28 protein-coding genes and 1 pseudogene are annotated in these 16,076 nt (G+C 37.1%); all 29 read right to left on the bottom strand.

What is annotated here, in order from left to right:
• The 29 genes and pseudogenes from MHB69_RS12855 to MHB69_RS12995 all read right to left on the bottom strand — a co-directional run bounded on the left by MHB69_RS12855 (position 1) and on the right by MHB69_RS12995 (position 16,021).
• Positions 1 to 624 carry an HK97 family phage prohead protease gene (locus tag MHB69_RS12855; protein ID WP_342495641.1) on the bottom strand — a complete coding sequence of 208 codons (624 nt, stop codon included), beginning with the start codon at positions 622 to 624 and terminating at the stop codon, positions 1 to 3.
• Positions 587 to 1,867: a phage portal protein gene (locus MHB69_RS12860; RefSeq protein ID WP_342495642.1), complete on the bottom strand. Its 1,281-nt coding sequence runs from the start codon at positions 1,865 to 1,867 to the stop codon at positions 587 to 589. Before MHB69_RS12860 ends, MHB69_RS12855 begins: the two co-directional genes overlap by 38 nt.
• A 4-nt stretch (positions 1,868 to 1,871) precedes the next feature.
• Positions 1,872 to 2,051 (bottom strand): hypothetical protein, encoded by a 180-nt coding sequence (locus MHB69_RS12865; RefSeq protein WP_342495643.1) that lies wholly within the window; start codon positions 2,049 to 2,051, stop codon positions 1,872 to 1,874.
• Positions 2,051 to 3,760: a terminase TerL endonuclease subunit gene (locus tag MHB69_RS12870; protein ID WP_342495644.1), complete on the bottom strand. Its 1,710-nt coding sequence runs from the start codon at positions 3,758 to 3,760 to the stop codon at positions 2,051 to 2,053. The genes MHB69_RS12865 and MHB69_RS12870 overlap by 1 nt, the downstream gene beginning before the upstream one ends.
• Positions 3,757 to 4,269, bottom strand: a complete 513-nt coding sequence (locus tag MHB69_RS12875; RefSeq protein ID WP_342495645.1) for a phage terminase small subunit P27 family — start codon at positions 4,267 to 4,269, stop codon at positions 3,757 to 3,759. Before MHB69_RS12875 ends, MHB69_RS12870 begins: the two co-directional genes overlap by 4 nt.
• Before the next feature lie 226 nt (positions 4,270 to 4,495).
• Positions 4,496 to 4,861, bottom strand: a complete 366-nt coding sequence (locus MHB69_RS12880; protein ID WP_342496239.1) for an HNH endonuclease — start codon at positions 4,859 to 4,861, stop codon at positions 4,496 to 4,498.
• The gene (locus MHB69_RS12885; RefSeq protein ID WP_342495646.1) at positions 4,851 to 5,207 is read right to left on the bottom strand and encodes a hypothetical protein; all 357 of its coding nucleotides are present in this window, start codon (positions 5,205 to 5,207) and stop codon (positions 4,851 to 4,853) included. Before MHB69_RS12885 ends, MHB69_RS12880 begins: the two co-directional genes overlap by 11 nt.
• A gap of 50 nt (positions 5,208 to 5,257) precedes the next feature.
• Entirely contained in the window at positions 5,258 to 5,989 is a 732-nt protein-coding gene (locus MHB69_RS12890; protein ID WP_342495647.1) for a hypothetical protein, read from the bottom strand.
• A 10-nt stretch (positions 5,990 to 5,999) separates the two neighbouring features.
• Positions 6,000 to 6,956 (bottom strand): hypothetical protein, encoded by a 957-nt coding sequence (locus MHB69_RS12895; RefSeq protein ID WP_342495648.1) that lies wholly within the window; start codon positions 6,954 to 6,956, stop codon positions 6,000 to 6,002.
• A 238-nt stretch (positions 6,957 to 7,194) separates the two neighbouring features.
• Positions 7,195 to 7,713, bottom strand: a complete 519-nt coding sequence (locus MHB69_RS12900; RefSeq protein WP_342495649.1) for a hypothetical protein — start codon at positions 7,711 to 7,713, stop codon at positions 7,195 to 7,197.
• A gap of 237 nt (positions 7,714 to 7,950) precedes the next feature.
• Complete coding sequence (locus tag MHB69_RS12905) at positions 7,951 to 8,358, bottom strand: hypothetical protein (protein ID WP_342495650.1); 408 nt, start codon at positions 8,356 to 8,358, stop codon at positions 7,951 to 7,953.
• Positions 8,355 to 8,918: a type II toxin-antitoxin system PemK/MazF family toxin gene (locus MHB69_RS12910; protein WP_342495651.1), complete on the bottom strand. Its 564-nt coding sequence runs from the start codon at positions 8,916 to 8,918 to the stop codon at positions 8,355 to 8,357. The genes MHB69_RS12905 and MHB69_RS12910 overlap by 4 nt, the downstream gene beginning before the upstream one ends.
• Positions 8,919 to 9,170 (bottom strand): hypothetical protein, encoded by a 252-nt coding sequence (locus MHB69_RS12915; RefSeq protein WP_342495652.1) that lies wholly within the window; start codon positions 9,168 to 9,170, stop codon positions 8,919 to 8,921.
• A 174-nt stretch (positions 9,171 to 9,344) separates the two neighbouring features.
• Positions 9,345 to 9,887: a site-specific integrase gene (locus MHB69_RS12920; RefSeq protein WP_060596944.1), complete on the bottom strand. Its 543-nt coding sequence runs from the start codon at positions 9,885 to 9,887 to the stop codon at positions 9,345 to 9,347.
• Positions 9,884 to 10,333 carry an ArpU family phage packaging/lysis transcriptional regulator gene (locus tag MHB69_RS12925; RefSeq protein ID WP_339205834.1) on the bottom strand — a complete coding sequence of 150 codons (450 nt, stop codon included), beginning with the start codon at positions 10,331 to 10,333 and terminating at the stop codon, positions 9,884 to 9,886. Before MHB69_RS12925 ends, MHB69_RS12920 begins: the two co-directional genes overlap by 4 nt.
• 13 nt (positions 10,334 to 10,346) lie before the next feature.
• On the bottom strand, positions 10,347 to 10,469 hold the full coding sequence (locus MHB69_RS12930; protein ID WP_342495653.1) for a hypothetical protein: 123 nt from the start codon (positions 10,467 to 10,469) through the stop codon (positions 10,347 to 10,349).
• 88 nt (positions 10,470 to 10,557) lie between these two features.
• On the bottom strand, positions 10,558 to 11,295 hold the full coding sequence (locus tag MHB69_RS12935) for a hypothetical protein (RefSeq protein WP_342495654.1): 738 nt from the start codon (positions 11,293 to 11,295) through the stop codon (positions 10,558 to 10,560).
• Between the two features lie 449 nt (positions 11,296 to 11,744).
• Entirely contained in the window at positions 11,745 to 12,128 is a 384-nt protein-coding gene (locus tag MHB69_RS12940) for a YopX family protein (RefSeq protein WP_342495655.1), read from the bottom strand.
• Positions 12,128 to 12,202 (bottom strand): annotated as a pseudogene (locus MHB69_RS12945) (dUTP diphosphatase); the annotation flags it as partial. The gene MHB69_RS12940 and the pseudogene MHB69_RS12945, both read right to left, overlap by 1 nt.
• Positions 12,187 to 13,617: a DNA cytosine methyltransferase gene (locus MHB69_RS12950; protein ID WP_342495656.1), complete on the bottom strand. Its 1,431-nt coding sequence runs from the start codon at positions 13,615 to 13,617 to the stop codon at positions 12,187 to 12,189. The pseudogene MHB69_RS12945 and the gene MHB69_RS12950, both read right to left, overlap by 16 nt.
• A complete protein-coding gene (locus MHB69_RS12955; RefSeq protein ID WP_342495657.1) occupies positions 13,614 to 13,862 on the bottom strand; it encodes a hypothetical protein in 249 nt (82 codons plus the stop codon). The genes MHB69_RS12950 and MHB69_RS12955 overlap by 4 nt, the downstream gene beginning before the upstream one ends.
• Entirely contained in the window at positions 13,862 to 14,248 is a 387-nt protein-coding gene (locus tag MHB69_RS12960; protein ID WP_342495658.1) for a hypothetical protein, read from the bottom strand. The genes MHB69_RS12955 and MHB69_RS12960 overlap by 1 nt, the downstream gene beginning before the upstream one ends.
• Positions 14,223 to 14,591: a hypothetical protein gene (locus MHB69_RS12965; protein WP_342495659.1), complete on the bottom strand. Its 369-nt coding sequence runs from the start codon at positions 14,589 to 14,591 to the stop codon at positions 14,223 to 14,225. The genes MHB69_RS12960 and MHB69_RS12965 overlap by 26 nt, the downstream gene beginning before the upstream one ends.
• Before the next feature lie 33 nt (positions 14,592 to 14,624).
• Positions 14,625 to 14,834 carry an XtrA/YqaO family protein gene (locus MHB69_RS12970; RefSeq protein WP_220554121.1) on the bottom strand — a complete coding sequence of 70 codons (210 nt, stop codon included), beginning with the start codon at positions 14,832 to 14,834 and terminating at the stop codon, positions 14,625 to 14,627.
• Between the two features lie 69 nt (positions 14,835 to 14,903).
• The gene (locus MHB69_RS12975) at positions 14,904 to 15,077 is read right to left on the bottom strand and encodes a hypothetical protein (RefSeq protein WP_200831233.1); all 174 of its coding nucleotides are present in this window, start codon (positions 15,075 to 15,077) and stop codon (positions 14,904 to 14,906) included.
• 15 nt (positions 15,078 to 15,092) lie between these two features.
• Positions 15,093 to 15,233 carry a BH0509 family protein gene (locus tag MHB69_RS12980; protein WP_108611783.1) on the bottom strand — a complete coding sequence of 47 codons (141 nt, stop codon included), beginning with the start codon at positions 15,231 to 15,233 and terminating at the stop codon, positions 15,093 to 15,095.
• A complete protein-coding gene (locus MHB69_RS12985) occupies positions 15,233 to 15,373 on the bottom strand; it encodes a hypothetical protein (protein WP_342495660.1) in 141 nt (46 codons plus the stop codon). The genes MHB69_RS12980 and MHB69_RS12985 overlap by 1 nt, the downstream gene beginning before the upstream one ends.
• A complete protein-coding gene (locus tag MHB69_RS12990; protein ID WP_342495661.1) occupies positions 15,342 to 15,869 on the bottom strand; it encodes a hypothetical protein in 528 nt (175 codons plus the stop codon). Before MHB69_RS12990 ends, MHB69_RS12985 begins: the two co-directional genes overlap by 32 nt.
• Positions 15,866 to 16,021, bottom strand: a complete 156-nt coding sequence (locus MHB69_RS12995; RefSeq protein ID WP_167550613.1) for a hypothetical protein — start codon at positions 16,019 to 16,021, stop codon at positions 15,866 to 15,868. Before MHB69_RS12995 ends, MHB69_RS12990 begins: the two co-directional genes overlap by 4 nt.
• Positions 16,022 to 16,076: the final 55 nt, after the last annotated feature.

Consider the following 16,076-nt stretch of genomic DNA (forward strand, 5'->3'; position numbering starts at 1 on the left):
CTATATAGTCAGGTCTAATAAGTCTAGTTCTAGCTCAATCCTCTTATTTGATGTGTTTTTTTGTCTTTTTAAAACTTCTACTTTTTCTAGACTTCTTTCTCCTACAACAGCTTCCGTATCGCTATATGCAGGAGTTGTAACAAGTGAAATGTCAAAAATGCGATTGATGCGATTGATTCGGCGCTCGTATAACTTTTCTTCTTCATTTTTTGTCCATTCATCAGGTTCTTCATCACCTGAATGATCAAGAGAAAACGAAAAAGAGCATTGATTAATCACGCCTGCTCTCAAATTCTTCATCAAATCTTGTCCGTAAGTGGTGTCTGTTGGCTCAAATCTAAATTTCAACCCTATTGCATCAACAGTTAATTGGAGACTACCAGCGCCCGTTGAAACAGTGTTTCTTGCTAATGGATAATCAATTTTATGATTAAATAAAGCAATTACATTGGACATATCTGCTTCGTCCAACGCTTCACGGCTGATGATTTCCTTAAACCACCCAAGACGCTCAGACCACTTTTCAAATTTAAGGGCATAACCCTCTACATATTCACTTTTGTTTTCATCATCAAGTGACCTAACTTCAATTTCCGTCGTTAGCTGTCTGATTTCCTTCGGCATTATTCGGATCACCTCCTTTATGGCCTGCTTTAGCCATCTGATATTGATCTAGCATATCTAAGAAAGTGTAATTCAGTGAAACTAGGTGCCTATCCCCATCAGGAATTGCATTCTTTGACTCAAGAGCACGAATTTCATTTATATTCATAGCTCCTATTCGTTCCATAATTTCATAGAATTCAGCTCTTGATTTTGAATCACCGCGCAATTCACTATTAACATTAAATTGAACATATAGCCCTTGTCTGATTTCAGCATCAGTAAACAGCTTTGTATTGATTTCTTGTTCAAAGGAAACGATCCACGGCTGTAAAGTGTTCTTCACATATTCTATAGATTGATGTTCGATATTACTGAATGTAGCGCGATCCAATTCGTTTATCTTATGAAGAGGAACTTTGAATATGGAAGCAATTTGAGCCTTATTGAATTTCATAGACTCTACAAATTCGGCATCTTTTAGAGGCATTGATATAGATTGATAATCGAGACCAGCATCGACAATCGCAATGCTTTCTCCCGCATTTACTCTCATCCATTCTTTTCTTGCAACCTCTTTTGCCTCTGGTTGTAACAGGGTTGGGATTTTCAAAATACCTCTTGGTGTTGCATCATTTTTGTACAATTTCGCGTTAAACTTTGTTGCGGCAGATTGAGCACCAATATGTTCCCTTGCAACCTGAATTGGACTGAGACCAACCATACCGTCTTCGGTCATTCCTTTAAAGTGCAGAACTTCCTCCGCATGTAATTCAGCTCGTTTGTTATTAATTATTGTTTCATACCACAAATCCCCTGTGTTTGGATCAAGATAAGGATGGGTATTCGCTGGATTAAGAGGGATTAGTGTTGTGATATCACCTCTTTTATCTGAAAGAATCAAAGAATATGCATTTCCCCACATACAAACATGCGTCATCATTAATTTTTTCCAAGTAAAAGCTGTCATATATTGATTGGGCTTTAAATAGAGCAATTTAAAAACAGGATGGTCACGTTCTCCAGAAATATTTTCTCCCAGCTTCCTAAACATATGGACAGATAATTTTGCTATATCATCTGACAAAACATTGATACAAGAAAAAACGTCAGGATGTTTTAATGAGGTCGATTCACTCACTTTCTCTCCGCTTGCTGTTTTACCACCACCGAAAATATCAAACACCCATTGCGGGACCTGTGACACTCCCCAACCACTGTCTGAATCTGCTGATCTCTTAGAAAACATACCTTCTAATAACAATTAATCACCTCCTTCGGCTCATTAAAATTGCTGTAAATATTAAAAAACCACCTGTCACTAAAAGACCGATGATTTCATGTATTTTATAAGCTGCTATTGTAATAAAGATTGCCCCAGCAAAGAATACTAGGTCATTTAAGATTGAGTACAGAAAAATCATAACTTGCTTAATGATATTTTTCATTAGAATGAAAAGCCTCCTGACAAAATATACTCATTCAAATCTAAATGACCATCATTTTGACTAGCTCTCACATGAGCGTTTATAAGTGCAGCTGCTGGGTCAATACGTTGTGACGATTTTGATTTATCAAGCATGATATTCTCCTGCGCGTCAATCTTTGTGATGGCATTCCCCATCGCCCAAGTCAGAAGGTCATTATTATCATGAATAATCTTTCGCGCTTTGACTTTCTCTCGGAAATCTTTTGTCGGCTCAGACAAGGTTTGCACCCCTTGCCTAATTTCGATCATAACGTAACCATCCGCTTCCATCTGCTGCGCAAACTGCGTAGCATTATATGGATCATAACCAATCTCTTTAATTCTCCACCCTTTTTCTTCCTCAAGTCGTTTGATATAAGCACGTATATAGTCGTAATCAACGACAGCACCATCAGTAAGCGTGAGCCAGCCTTTCTTGACCCACAGATCATAAGGGACACGATCTGTTTTCATTCGCTCATGAAATGTGTCTTCGGGCATAAACCCATGTGATGTCACATAATACATACCGTTTTCAAGTTGGAATTCAAAACTTGCAGCAGTTAAGTCAATTCGTTTTGACAAGTCGATGCCTACATAACACTCTTTACCATAAAGATCAGGAAGACTCTCATGTTTCCCGCAATCAGACCACGCTTGCATGTCCATATATCCACCATCACGCATATTAACCCAGATGTTCATGTTTTTGGTTAAGAAATTACGCATTTTTTCTGGAACTGCAAGGGCCACCTCTAACTCTCCGCGCAAGAAATTCAAGCCATGTTCATTAGCAGCAACAATCGGATTTGATTTAATCCAATTTCGTTCATCTTTGATGTCATCACCTGGATCAAGTTCATTAATCATGACAAAATATTGATCGTTTGTTTCTACATTGTTTGGATCGACAATTTTTGAAACATATTGGTACTCTACTCTATACGCAGGATTATTTAATTCAAATCCAGCTGTCGTAATAATCATCATGAGTGGTTGTGTTCTTGTTACCATCCCTGATGCAAGAACATCATATATTTCAGATGTTTTATGAGCATGATATTCATCTATAATGCCGCATTGAGGGTTAAAACCATCCCCTGTTTTTCCTGCATCTTTTGATAGCGCCTCTATTTTTGACAACGTTTTAAGGTGTTCTATTTGTCCATAGGCTACCCGGTATTTTTTTTCAGGTACATTAAGCAGCTCACACTTGCTGATTTGAGCTTTAATTTCATTCCAGCATATCTTGGCTTGCTCTGCTTTTGTTGCACCTATATAGACCTCAGACATGTATTCGTCATTAGCGAATGCCTCAAACGACCCCACACAAGCAAGGCTTTGTGTCTTAGCATTTTTACGGCCGACTTGCCAGTAAGCTTTTTTGAATCTCCTGTATCCCGTATCTTTATGTACCCAACCGTAAATATTACCGAAAATAAAAATCTGAATCGGTTCAGGAACAATATTTTCTCCTTGCAATGGACCTTTTGTATGTTTAAATTGTGTCATCCAGAATAGGAATCGTCTTGCCTTCTCGTCATCAAAGAAATAAGGGAAATCTGCTGTTCCTTCTCTTTCAATATCTTTTAAAAAACGTTCACAGGCCCATTGGTGTTTTTGACACGCCAAAATTTCCCCTGATATAACATCACGGGAATAACCAATCATAAATTGTTTAATTGTCATACATTAAACTCCTTTTCCGCTTCCGTCTTTTCTCTGATCTCCTGTGTTTTAGTGATCGCTAGTTTTGCACGGGCTGATGGAGTAAGACCAAAATCATTTGCAGCTGACTTCATTTGATCAAAGAAGTTCTTTTGTCTTTTCAATAATGGGTGTTCTTCTCCAATCAATTCAATTGGATTTCCGTCCTCATCAAATCCATCTTTATGAACCATGAGTCCATCTTCTTCTATCACCTTGGTAATAGAAATATATTGAGAATAGGCATTACAATAGGCGGCCAACATGCTGATATCTGCCTCCGTTATAATGTCCACTTCCTTTAATAGCTCGGCAATCCGTTTGAATTCCTTTTTAGCAACCTTATCCAACCAGGATGGAGGTTTAATGTTGTTTGATCTCATTTTCATTTTCTGTTCTTGTTCAGCACGCATCGCAAGTTCATCTGTGTTTTTCTTATTTGGATTGCCCTGTATTAATTGAAGCGTTGCGGATTTTGCAGGTCTCGGCATATTTTTCACCTCATTCCGTTTCATTTTTTTGAAATATATGCTTGTTTTTGAACGAAATCATGCTATGATCGAATTAACAACAAAACCAGTCGTACCAAGCCCTCTCGGTATTTTCGCCGAGGGGGTTTTTCGTGTTTTTGGAAACTTTGAAAAGCGGTGTTTGTTTGTAGACGACGGCTCACCGATCTTCACAAAGCCGTTTTATAGGGATTTAATGCCGGGGGTACTATGACCCTCGCTTGCCATGAACCTTGTTGTGACAGCTATTACACATGCTTTCGAGGTTATTTAAATCTAATCGTTTGTTCCAATCCTGTTTTAGCTCCACTATGTGATGAACCATGACAGCAGGAACGACACGATCTTGCTTTAAACAGCTTTGACAAAGGTAATTGTCTCGCATTAGAGCAAGTTGTCTTGTCTGTTTCCACTCTTTCGATTTGTAAAAGCTTGTTGATTGTTTATCTCGAACATGTTTGTTGTAATACTTTGCTTCCTGCTGCTTGCCGTCAGCATGAGCAGGACAATAACCATCCCTCGTTAACTCCCTGCATCCTCGCACCTTGCACTCTCTCAATGGTTTAGGTGGCATTGGATTCACCAGCTTTCCTCTCATCTATCATCGCAAACAAAACAAAGGCATGAAGATGCCCTACTTTCTGTACAGCATAAATTTCCCTGTGCTGCCTTTGATATGATGCTAGATAGGATCGTGCTGCTTCATAGGACAGAGTCTGGCTGACATATAGAAGGCTGTCTATAGCTTGCCTATCCCTCACACCATAAGAGCCAAGCATCCCTAATCCCCTGATGATCTCCCCATCTGCCCATATGCATCCCCTTTTATTAAGGGCTTTAAGACCATTATACAATTGGTCTGTCCTTATTGCGTGTCCAATTGCTGTGTTGATGATTAGTTCCCTGATTGAGTTGTCCACGTTTTGTCCCTCCCCAAAATAAAAAGCACCCCGAAGGATGCTTTAATATATCATTTTTCATTTTTTCTTCTTTTTCTTTCCCCTTCTTTTTTTTTACTGGGTTCTTTTTCTACCTGATCTTTATTGTTTTGTTTTGAGTCTTCCATGGCTAAGTCTTCCATGGCTTTAATTGAACTGGAAGCAGCATGAGTTAAAAAAACTTGATTTAAGTTATAAATTACACTTTTCATTTCTATTAAGGCATAGACCACCAAAATCACATAAAGACTTGTAAAAAAAGCAGATAAAACTTCGTTTATATTTTTGCTAAGTAAACCTAAATAAAAAGTTGAGGGCATGAATTTAAAAGTGAGTATTAAGACAAAATTAAGGATTATAATAAATAAATAAAATAACGCAACTCCATAGAAATAAAGGTTAAATTTTTTAAAAGCACTCCCATTTGTTTTACCAGATGTAATTAAGTTGATAATTGTTGGCCCATTAGATAAAGCTTGAAAAATAGCATAAGCAGTTACTATAATCGCAAATAATGGGATTGCAATTACGTTAACATTCGATGTTATTTCTAAAATAACATCGATGGCACTAACTACTTTGTAAATAAAAAATTTCAGAAATAAAAATGAAGCCATAAGCAATATAACCAGTAAATATCCTCTTGTTTTTGATAATGTAAAATCTTTCAAAGCCAATAGGAATATTTCATTTGATTTTAACTGCTTATATTTAACTAAGTCATGGGTGTTAGCGTACAACCTTTCTCTTTGTTCCTGATCCATTTAATCACCTTTAAAACCGATTTTTTAAATTATTATATGCTGTTTCAAGCTTTGTATATACTCTATGGTAAATTGAATTATTCTCTTCACTTGTTTCAATGAATTCATCCTTATTAATAACCTTCCCCGTAATATCATCAATATGCTCATTAAATGACATTTCATCATCTAATGGTATACTCATTACCTCAGTAAAGGAATCATCTTTCAAAGTTACTTCAGTGTCGTTGTTAAATTTAACTCTAATTGTAGGTTGCAATAGGCCCTTTGTGTCTTTAATAATAGCTGCCACGTTCTCTTTATTGGTTGGTGTGTTGAAGGTTATATTTCCTGTTTTAGAACCCAGTTTCTCCAATGATTCAGTTAAATGATCCACAGTTTCATTATCAATGATATCCCCATTTAACGGATAAAATCTCAGTTTCACATTTTTGACTTTCTTTACTTTCTTTAATTGTTCTTCAATAGCCCCTGTAAATGGAATGGCCACAACATTCAATTGGACGTCTGGTAACAGTTCTTTTCTAGATTCATTTTTATTTCTAATATATTTCTTGATTTTATCTCTTGCTGTTACAGAGAAGTTCTTTAAAGTTGGACTACCTTTCTGATTTTTTACTAATACCATCCTATGATTTTTTAAATTTATTATGAAATATGAGTAAGGATCTGATGGATGCATTTCATATGTTTTTTCTAAACGCCCATCTATAAATTTCGATCTCACTTCTAAAGTTGTTCTTTTAACTATTAAACCAGCAAGAACAAATTCACCTTTCACATTAGTTAATTTAACATTGTTAAAAAAGTATTCAGGCTGATTTTTGGGAGAAGGTTTTTCCCCTTGAGCATCATCTTCTAAAAAAGCAGGGAGTATGATATCAAAAAAATAATCTAACATGGGTGCATCTTCTTCTCCAAAAGTACAGTTGAAATTTGCGACATAAGAATTTTTTTTATCTAGCAACTATAATATCCTCCTTTTTGCACTAACAAATAAACAATTTCGACAATAAAAGGAAAATACCTGCATCTTTTGACATTTTATTTCACAAATATATTTTTTTAGTATACATCCAATCATTTTTCAATTACAGAATACTCTATTAATCTGTGATCACACTCAACCTATCACCTAATACCATCATAACTACTCTCAGACAAAATGCTTTGCCAAGATCGTGCCAAAAGTGTGCCATTTCTACTCAATATCTATTCAGACAATGTTGATAACCTTTTCTAAATCTCCGAAACTCATCTCTATTCATTCTTCTGACAAACCCAGAATAATTAACTATAAGACGAAATGCATCATAAATCTCTATCACTTCAATAAGTTTTTCATCTTTGTATTTTATTAAATCGTATTTGACTTTTTCAAATTCGTTAAAATTAAAATGCCTATCAGAAAAATTGCCAGAATACGACGCATAATCTAAATTTCCATAGATCACTTGTTTTTCAAAGGAATCATTTTTCATTTCCCTAAAATTAACTTTAATCTCTTGATCAATAAATCTTTCAATTATTTTTTTACGAAAATCAATATCCTCTTGTTCGAGCAGCTTACGTTCTGCATCTTCTTTTTCACGTTTTCTTTCAAAAGCTACTTCATTTTTTTTGATTTGAAATCTTACACCTATGTAAGTTGCTGCCGCAGTCATAAGACCAACTATTATTGTTACCGCCCCTTGAATGAGTGCAATTGTTAATTCCTGATCCATGAATACACCTCTTTATAAAATTTTATTCATTATACAACATTTCTTATATGTACTTATCCACACTATCCACCAATTCACCATATCTAATATTGTGTCTAACTCAGGGAATCGCTGAATCCTTTGCCCCTCTTGCTTTTCAGCCATTTCCCTAAAATGAGTTGGACATTTTCTCATTTTGGTTAGTTTATTAAAATGCAAATAAAAAAACGCCCTTTTTAAAGAGCGTTTGAAAATCAACTAAACTAGTTCATTTACTAAGAAAAAGATTATTTCAGATCCTTTAAACAGCTGGTTGACTATGTCCCTGAGTTGGTCAGAATCTTCAGTATTGTTACCACCGTTACTAATTAAATCCAATAAGCTCAATATTGCTTGAAGAATAACATCAGTAGCTTCTATGTACTTCTTCCAAAGTTCAGGATCTACTTCTCTAAATTCGTGCTTACTGGAGTGGATTTTCTCCATACTCCTGACCAGGTTACTGCAAGATGTAAACAATTCATTATCTTTAGATGTAATGTCTACAATTTCACCCTTAATAATCCCATTAATTGAATTAATTAATAAATCAACTGATAATGAAATTTCCTCAATATTCTTCAGTAAAAGTTCAATAAACTCATCTTTCGAAAGGTTTTCGCTCATCGTTTATTACCCCTCCCACTTCCACACTGCGGACAGAAATTATTTTTTACTGAATGAATAGTCTTACACCCAGAACATTTTTTGCTGTGCACTCGATTACATTTTCCGCATTTTAAGCCGCCAGGTCTTAGTGGAGTTTCGCATTTTTCGCATAAGTTCAACCCAAAAGAATGAATGATAGCATCTTCAACTTTTTTTAACTGAGAATTGTTTTTGAAAGTTCCCATTCTAACATGTAATCTGTTTTTGCTTATGGCTCTAGCTTGATTACAAAGCAAGAATCCTCCCTGATTTGCAAAACTATTCCCCATCTTTTTTATACTTTGAATAGCCTCTGTATCTATTATCCAATCACCGCTATCAAACTGTACATTAAATGGATAATTTTTAACTTTCTCACCATCTCTAGTGATAGGGACACAAATGCAGATTGGAGCAGTTTGGTTCATAAGATTATTAGACACAACAAAAACCGGTCGAAATCCTCCTTGCTCAGATCCCTTAACCGGTTCTAGATCAGCCCAGTATATATCCCCTCTTGAGGGTTCCATACGCCCCATCTAGTCTTTATTCTCCTTAAGCAATCTGTCTACTTCTAATGAAATACTGGAAAACATCTCTGAATATTCTTTATCAGTTTGATCTTCTGAATATGCCTGTGCATACATTTCGTAATATTCTCTGTCTTTTCTTTTTTCTTCTGCTACCGCTAAATGGTGTGTGTATATTTTTGCAATTGAAGCTTTTAAAGCCATGCCTGTTACAGTTAGCTTTAAAAATACATCGCGATTATGTTCCACATAAGTCGCCATTAACCTCAACCTCCCTTTGTCCACATTATCACCCAGCTTTCTATTTCTGTCAATTATATTATTTTAAGAACAGTTATCTCCTTAGAGAATCATTTTATTCATAATGGTTCAGAAAAATACGCACTTTTAACTTAATATTCAAAATAAACTCACCCGCCATTTAAACAGATGAGCCTATAAGCCAAAGTCGTCCATTGTTCTATCCATTGTGTCTTGTGTGATCCCAATATATCTCAATGTAATATCTGGGCTTGAGTGGTTGAATATTTCTTGCAGCAAGGCCACATCCTTGAACTTCTTATAATGCCAGTATCCAAATGTTTTCCTTAATGTATGTGTACCTATGCTATCAAGCCCGACATATTCCGCTGCTTCTCTCAAAATATTGTATGCACTGCTGCGGCTGATAGGTTTGTTGAGTCCTTCTCTACTTTTAAAAAGATACTCTTGATCATCTTTGTCTTTAATATATTGATCTATCGCTTTTCGAAGCGTCTTGTTTATTTTGATTCTTTTCTCTTTACCTGTTTTTTGTTCTCTAAGGGATACGTACTGTTTTCTCACGTTCTTAACCCTTAATTCCAGTAGATCGGATATGCGCAAGCCCAGATTGATTCCCGCCACAAACAGCAGCAAGTTTCTTTTGTTCCGCTCTCCAAGATATTTCTTTATATAATGGATCTGATCAAGGTCCCTTATCGGCTGAACAAAATTCATGATTTATCCCCCTGCTTGTACACTTCTTCTCTCAAAGCAAAGGCCAGTCTATAATATGCTTTATTTTTAACACGATAATAATTCCTTTGGCTGAGGCCCATTTCAGCGTAAATCTCGTAATCATACATTTCTTCATCCTGCATATAGAGCATAACTAAAATACGGCGCTCTTTTTGCGTAAGACGATTAATACCCTTTTCAATTCGCTTCATATATTTTTCACGCTCAATCTCCCACTCCATCTTTTTAATAGCTGCATCCTCGGTCGATGAATGAAACTGATTGGAAAAGCTAGGCGGCGTAATGGTATATGTTGTTGTGATCTTTGGAAGAAAGTCTTCTGGCGTTTGCAACCTAAGCATTTTATATTTTCCCATCATCTTTTCCATTTTGAATCTTGTTTTTTCCTCGTCGATCTGCGGAATGTCTAAGCTTGTTTGATTCATGATAATTCCCCCTTTATTTTCTGCGCATTGCCCCGCCTTTGGCTCGTTTGAGTCTTTGCATGTTTTGCCCCATAAGCTCTCTTAAATCTCTGTCAGTGAGCTTCTGCGACTGTTTTTTCGGCTTTTCTTTCTTCATGGCTGCTCCTTTCTGACAAATAAAAAACGGACACCAACCAGCACCCGTAAAAGGTGTTGATCAGTGTCCGCAGGCTCTCCGTCTTGGACTATCTATGTCTATTTTTTTCAACTTTGATTATCTTTCCATATAAATCTTCCTTTTTGAGAAGCATGGTTTTATTACATAATAGGTAATCTTTATTATCCCCTACCAAGAATGAATTCTTATCTATTAAATGAATCAAATACCATTTGTTTTTTTCGTTATCCTCCCAGTAAAGCCCTTTAGTTTCATACCATTCTAAAAGTATTAAAACAGGTTTCATTAAAAAAGGTACTGGCAAAGTTAATAAAAATAAGATTAATCCTATAACTAAAGCTCCTCTAAATGTTCCACCGTTATCAATGTTTAAAAACATCTTATAAGTTGAACAATATACAAATAGTAAACATATAATAAAGGATATAACAACAGTAAATTTCCACAATTTATTTGATACTACTTTTTTCGGAATACCGCTTTCTTTATTTGTTTGAGTAGAAAGAATAAGTAACCACAAAAGCTCCCCTAAAAATAACATGACCAAAAATACATTTTCATTTATATCTACTAGCATAAATGTTGCCCCAGAAAATATTACACACGCCCATAAAAATGTGTGTAAAAAGAGCTTGCCAGTTTTAAAAAAAAATAATTTTTCTTTAGAAAAAAATTTTCTTTCAACGATTCCTGCTGAAATAAATGAAATCGGCTTTAAGGTACCAAGAAAGAAGATAATCGGCAATACGATACCTGGAATTTTTATATACTCGCTTATTTCCTTTATAAATTCTTTTAAATCCATTTAAATCTCTCCCTTTTTATTTTTTTAGTATAGAAGGATTAATGACAAATATGTCAAATTAAAGATAATTGTACCAAAAAAAACTTTAAGGAAGGGGGTTAAATAATGAATTGTATTTACTGTACTAGTGAAACGTCTTTTACAACAATTAATCATGATTATATTTGTGAACCGTGTGCAACTTCGAATAATTATGAGACGTGTACTAATTGTGGGAAGTATTTTGAAAATGGCTCATCAAATAGTTCCTCTTGTACAAGTTGTGAAGAAAAGGGCTTAGATTAAAAGCTTTAAAGTTTTAGAAACGAGTCTTAAAAAACATATTTTAAGACTCGTTATTAATTTCAATTAGATTTTTGAAAATAAAATTGTCATTTCGCTTGGTGAAAGATTTATTTAAAAGATTTTCATTCGTTCAATGATTTGCCGCTGTTGCTTTTTATTGAGCTTCATCGTGCTTCCTCCAATAGATCAGGATCTTCATAAATGTTCCCGACAACTTCGATATGCTGATGCTTGTTGAAATACTCATGAGCATTCCAATTTCCGAACATGTAGCAGCCCCTATACATACACACCTTTTGCATGATTGGATGAAGGTCATTGCGCATTCGAAGTGAGCCTTGAACTATATCCCCTTCATAAATCTCATCGCCTTTAGAATCTCTCAATCCGATAAACTGCATTTTGTGACAGCTTGAATAATAATCAAATTGATCGCTAGCTTCGGCATAATCTGGTATAGAATAAGGAATTCCCTCTGGTGTCAAACCTACTTCATAGACCATTTCTTGAGCATTGTCATCCCAAACACGGAATTTAGTATCTCTCATCAGTACCCCTCCTGCTGCCGCTTATGATTGACGGCGTTCTTTTCCATGTATGCTTGTTCTATTTGTTCATGTGTACAGGTACGCATAGTTCAGGTAAATTCGCCCTTACCAGCTGCTCTGCGAATGGTGGAGGTACAGCATTACCACATCTAGCAACCTGTTTTGTTTTCGGATAAACATTGCCGTCACAATCACGATCAATTACATAATTAGTTGGAAAACCTTGTGCGGCGAATAATTCATGTGGTTGTAACATCCTCATACCGATATCCACTATTTGATATTCTTCTCCTTTTACGGTGACTAACCCGAATCTATCTTTAGTTGTTATGGTGTGTAATGGCTCGTTTATCTTCTGGCCGACATCTGAACCGTAATATTTTGTTAAAAATGCTTTGACCAAGCCGAATCTATTTGAAGTTGGTATTGTTGCAATTGGTTCGCCTAGCGTTTGGCCCCTGACACCGTTTTCCGTGGTTTCTGTATAATAGGTTGCTAGAAAGGGTGTTACTAATGCATGATGACCACCTGTTGTAATTGTCTTAATGGGCTGATCAACTCTGCTTCCTACATGTCCTGTTGTGTTAACCATAAGCGTTGGTGAAACCAAACAATGCTCCTGTTTAGTTGTGATGGTTGTTAACGGCTTTGTTAACTCGTATTGCAGGCGATCACCAGCGAATCCAGTTTGACCGATACGAACAATAAACGGGTTTGGGTTATTGACAACAAATCTTTGAATGCCCCGTGCAATGCGTCTTAAAGTATTATCCGCAAGTGGCTTTTTCCGATTGAAGATGGATGGTGTTCCTATGCTCCAATCAATAATTTCACCAGCTGTTCTCCACGGTTTCAGATTTCCGACTTGAACAGATAGACTGTTTGGATCGCCATGTGTTGGCTTCGGCCAAACAATGGGTTTACCATCACAGCGGGCTATCATGAAAAAGCGTTTCCTGGTTGTCGGTGCGCCATAATCGCAGGCTTTTAATTCTTTGAATTGAACTTCATACCCTAACGCCTCAAGTGATTTTACAAATGATTTAAAGGTTTCGCCTTTTTTCTCTTTGATTGGGTACCCTGCATCATCTAACGGACACCATGTCTGAAACTCTTCTACGTTTTCCAGCATGATGACTCTTGGTTTTACAGCAATGGCCCATTTAACTGCGATCCATGCTAGACCACGAATGTTTTTATCCTTTGGTTTACCTCCTTTTGCTTTAGAAAAGTGCTTACAGTCAGGGGAAAACCATGCTAGACCGACTTTTCGACCTTTAACAGCTTCTTTCGGTTCGACATCCCAAACAGATTCACAATAATGTTCCGTTTCAGGATGATTCGTTTTATGCATTGCTATGGCAGCAGGATCATGATTGATGGCTATATCAACTGATAACCCTGTGGCAAGCTCGATTCCTGTACTCGCTCCCCCGCCACCTGCAAAGTTATCCACTATGATTTCTCTAAATAGATCGATCTGTTTCATTGCATCAACCCAGCAACAAAGATGATCGCCATGAACCCAAGCACCGTGAGTATGACAGGCCCGTTTGATTCCCTTTTCGCCATGACCACATTGCCCTCTATGATCAAGTCTGGGCAATAATCAGCAAGCACTGGTACGAAAAACTTCGGTACACCTAGAAATGCAGCTGCATCATCTATTGTCATCGCTTGATTTTTGCAGGCTTTGACGGCTTGTGACAGTTCGATGTGTTTTGGTAGACTCATTATTTTCCCGCCTCCATTAGCAAAGATCGTTTTAAGTTTTTTAGTTCAATGGTGACATCGCCTAGTTTTTCAGTTGCTCTGTTTGCCTGTGTTTCAGCTTTTTTCCAATCGTTCAAAAACTGCTCATTCTTTTTGTTTGAGAACCTCAATTCTTGCTTTAGGCGCTGAATCTCGTTGTATAGATCCATTTCTGACTCAATGACAGGCACGTCTACTTTTTGTAGAAATTCAGTAGCAAAGTGTCCTGAAAAACCTTCTAAGAAAACAACAGAGACACTTCGAGTGATTTCGTCAGTTGCACACTTCCAAACTCTTCCCTCGTTCAATTCCGCTTCTAAAGATGTATGCATGACGACTAGATCACCTTTTTTGAGTTTTTCTCTCATATCTCTCACCCTCCTTATCATCACAAAAACATTCACTTTCACGTTCCCCGCACGATTCGCATTTCTTCGACGGCCTGTAAAAGCTCGATATGTTTACTTTTTTACCGTCCAATCGCTTCATAAAAGCAAACTCATATTGCTTCTCGATGTTTTTCATGGCTGCTAGCCCGCCTCTGTAAAACTCATCTTTAGTTCTTTCGAAATGTCGCTGCTCCCAATTCAGTTCGTTTAAGAAAAGCTTTGAGAATCCGTCGATCTGATAATTCTTTTTATCTATTTCTCTTTTTAAACGTTCGACCTCATCCAAAAGGTCCTCAACGTTTATTTGATCTTTTGATAACATTGCAATTCCTCCCCCGCAGGGGATGAACCCCTGCTATTTTTTAATTTTATGGCTGAAATCAAACCTAACTCGGTCAAAACTGCCTTTAATCGTTTCAATGATTGTGTGACCATGTTCGGGAGCCTCTATGTAATGCGCTGTATTGTTGATCCCGTCCAGCACGATCACTTGTACCTTGCCTTGTTCAACTAATGTTGTGAAAGGCTCGTTTTTTGTTAATGAGATAGTCTGTGGTCTATTCACAATCTTCACTCCAATGTGATATAATTAAGGTTCATAAGTTTAATCACTCACATTGAACTGATGTGAATTCTACCGCTGAGACTCGACGGATTGATCTGTGCGCTGCCAACGCCAGTCTTTACGTTTGAGTCTCTTTTTATATGGCTTGGGTGGATGTTGCTGCCTATAAGCTACTAGTTCATCCTCTGACATAACCCACGCTTTCACTGGACCTGCTTTGTATGGATTCACTACAGTCTCCAATATGCTCACCTCCTTTTATTCGTCACGCTGCGGAACGTTGAGATTAAAGATTCTTTCGAGTTCTTCGTCAGTCAGTTTCTCGCAATGCTCCCGCCCATAAGCCCCATTTTTAAGACTCAACCACTCGATCAAAAATTCTCTTTCTGATGTTGTCATCACTTGATGCCTCCCCTCTTCTTGAGGTGGCGCATGGCTGCTGTCTTTATCCGTTTCGGACAATCTTCATATCTCGCAATGACTTCCAGCTGGCGTGCTGTCGCTTTCTCAAATGGCAACAGGATGCTTTTTCTTTTCATGCTTGTACTCCTTTCCAAGTGCGCCGCCTTTACGTTGTTCGATCTTGCCTAACTCAGCCTGATCTATAATAAGCAACAGGATGTCATCAACCTTGCGTGCTAAACGGTTCGCTATGTGTCTGACCGGTTCATGGTCCTTCCACATCTTCCGAAAAGCTACGATGTCCCTTTCACACCATATAAAATCGTTTTGCGGGCAAGCGTAGTAAACCGGTTGTTGTTCAAACAGCTTTCGCAAATCTCTTTTTTTGTAGCTCATTGTGCATTTTTTGATATACATAGGCTCGTTTGCGCCGACACCGTTCGGTCGCTCCTTGATTTTTCCTCTTTTTGAAAAATCAATCATCAGTAGCAACACTTCTTCTGATGGTCGGTTAAATAACTCCGCCATCTCTTCGATCGATCTACCTTCGTACCAGTAATCAAGAAAACGTTTAAGGCCAACAATCGTCCATTCAAAATTGACATGATCCAAAATGATTCTAGTGACACTCATTTTGCAATTTCCTTTCTGCGACCGACCTCTTTATGTACAACGTGCACAGATGTCGTCAAATTCTTTTCTACGAGCCAATAAAGTGGGTTTAACCCATTTACCACTAAAATCTTCCTTTCGGCTCTCGTGGGCTTTCTACCGCCTTTTTTCATGATCGTTCCTCCTTGTGTTTTTTATAGGCTATTAAACTAGCAATTTGGGACGCTA

This window comes from Bacillus sp. FSL K6-0994, from assembly GCF_038630815.1.
GTDB classification, from domain to species: domain Bacteria; phylum Bacillota; class Bacilli; order Bacillales; family Bacillaceae; genus Bacillus; species Bacillus safensis.

Excerpts from the sequence above, each read along its gene's own strand:
- MHB69_RS12855 (WP_342495641.1), bottom strand. The coding sequence starts at position 624 with ATGCCGAAGGAAATCAGACAGCTAACGACGGAAATTGAAGTTAGGTCA.
- MHB69_RS12865 (WP_342495643.1), bottom strand. The coding sequence starts at position 2,051 with ATGAAAAATATCATTAAGCAAGTTATGATTTTTCTGTACTCAATCTTA.
- MHB69_RS12870 (WP_342495644.1), bottom strand. The coding sequence starts at position 3,760 with ATGACAATTAAACAATTTATGATTGGTTATTCCCGTGATGTTATATCA.
- MHB69_RS12875 (WP_342495645.1), bottom strand. The coding sequence starts at position 4,269 with ATGCCGAGACCTGCAAAATCCGCAACGCTTCAATTAATACAGGGCAAT.
- MHB69_RS12880 (WP_342496239.1), bottom strand. The coding sequence starts at position 4,861 with ATGCCACCTAAACCATTGAGAGAGTGCAAGGTGCGAGGATGCAGGGAG.
- MHB69_RS12890 (WP_342495647.1), bottom strand. The coding sequence starts at position 5,989 with ATGGATCAGGAACAAAGAGAAAGGTTGTACGCTAACACCCATGACTTA.
- MHB69_RS12900 (WP_342495649.1), bottom strand. The coding sequence starts at position 7,713 with ATGGATCAGGAATTAACAATTGCACTCATTCAAGGGGCGGTAACAATA.
- MHB69_RS12905 (WP_342495650.1), bottom strand. The coding sequence starts at position 8,358 with ATGAGCGAAAACCTTTCGAAAGATGAGTTTATTGAACTTTTACTGAAG.
- MHB69_RS12910 (WP_342495651.1), bottom strand. The coding sequence starts at position 8,918 with ATGGGGCGTATGGAACCCTCAAGAGGGGATATATACTGGGCTGATCTA.
- MHB69_RS12915 (WP_342495652.1), bottom strand. The coding sequence starts at position 9,170 with ATGGCGACTTATGTGGAACATAATCGCGATGTATTTTTAAAGCTAACT.
- MHB69_RS12920 (WP_060596944.1), bottom strand. The coding sequence starts at position 9,887 with ATGAATTTTGTTCAGCCGATAAGGGACCTTGATCAGATCCATTATATA.
- MHB69_RS12925 (WP_339205834.1), bottom strand. The coding sequence starts at position 10,333 with ATGAATCAAACAAGCTTAGACATTCCGCAGATCGACGAGGAAAAAACA.
- MHB69_RS12930 (WP_342495653.1), bottom strand. The coding sequence starts at position 10,469 with ATGAAGAAAGAAAAGCCGAAAAAACAGTCGCAGAAGCTCACTGACAGA.
- MHB69_RS12935 (WP_342495654.1), bottom strand. The coding sequence starts at position 11,295 with ATGGATTTAAAAGAATTTATAAAGGAAATAAGCGAGTATATAAAAATT.
- MHB69_RS12940 (WP_342495655.1), bottom strand. The coding sequence starts at position 12,128 with ATGAGAGATACTAAATTCCGTGTTTGGGATGACAATGCTCAAGAAATG.
- MHB69_RS12950 (WP_342495656.1), bottom strand. The coding sequence starts at position 13,617 with ATGAAACAGATCGATCTATTTAGAGAAATCATAGTGGATAACTTTGCA.
- MHB69_RS12955 (WP_342495657.1), bottom strand. The coding sequence starts at position 13,862 with ATGAGTCTACCAAAACACATCGAACTGTCACAAGCCGTCAAAGCCTGC.
- MHB69_RS12960 (WP_342495658.1), bottom strand. The coding sequence starts at position 14,248 with ATGAGAGAAAAACTCAAAAAAGGTGATCTAGTCGTCATGCATACATCT.
- MHB69_RS12965 (WP_342495659.1), bottom strand. The coding sequence starts at position 14,591 with ATGTTATCAAAAGATCAAATAAACGTTGAGGACCTTTTGGATGAGGTC.
- MHB69_RS12980 (WP_108611783.1), bottom strand. The coding sequence starts at position 15,233 with ATGACAACATCAGAAAGAGAATTTTTGATCGAGTGGTTGAGTCTTAAA.
- MHB69_RS12985 (WP_342495660.1), bottom strand. The coding sequence starts at position 15,373 with ATGAAAAGAAAAAGCATCCTGTTGCCATTTGAGAAAGCGACAGCACGC.
- MHB69_RS12990 (WP_342495661.1), bottom strand. The coding sequence starts at position 15,869 with ATGAGTGTCACTAGAATCATTTTGGATCATGTCAATTTTGAATGGACG.
- MHB69_RS12995 (WP_167550613.1), bottom strand. The coding sequence starts at position 16,021 with ATGAAAAAAGGCGGTAGAAAGCCCACGAGAGCCGAAAGGAAGATTTTA.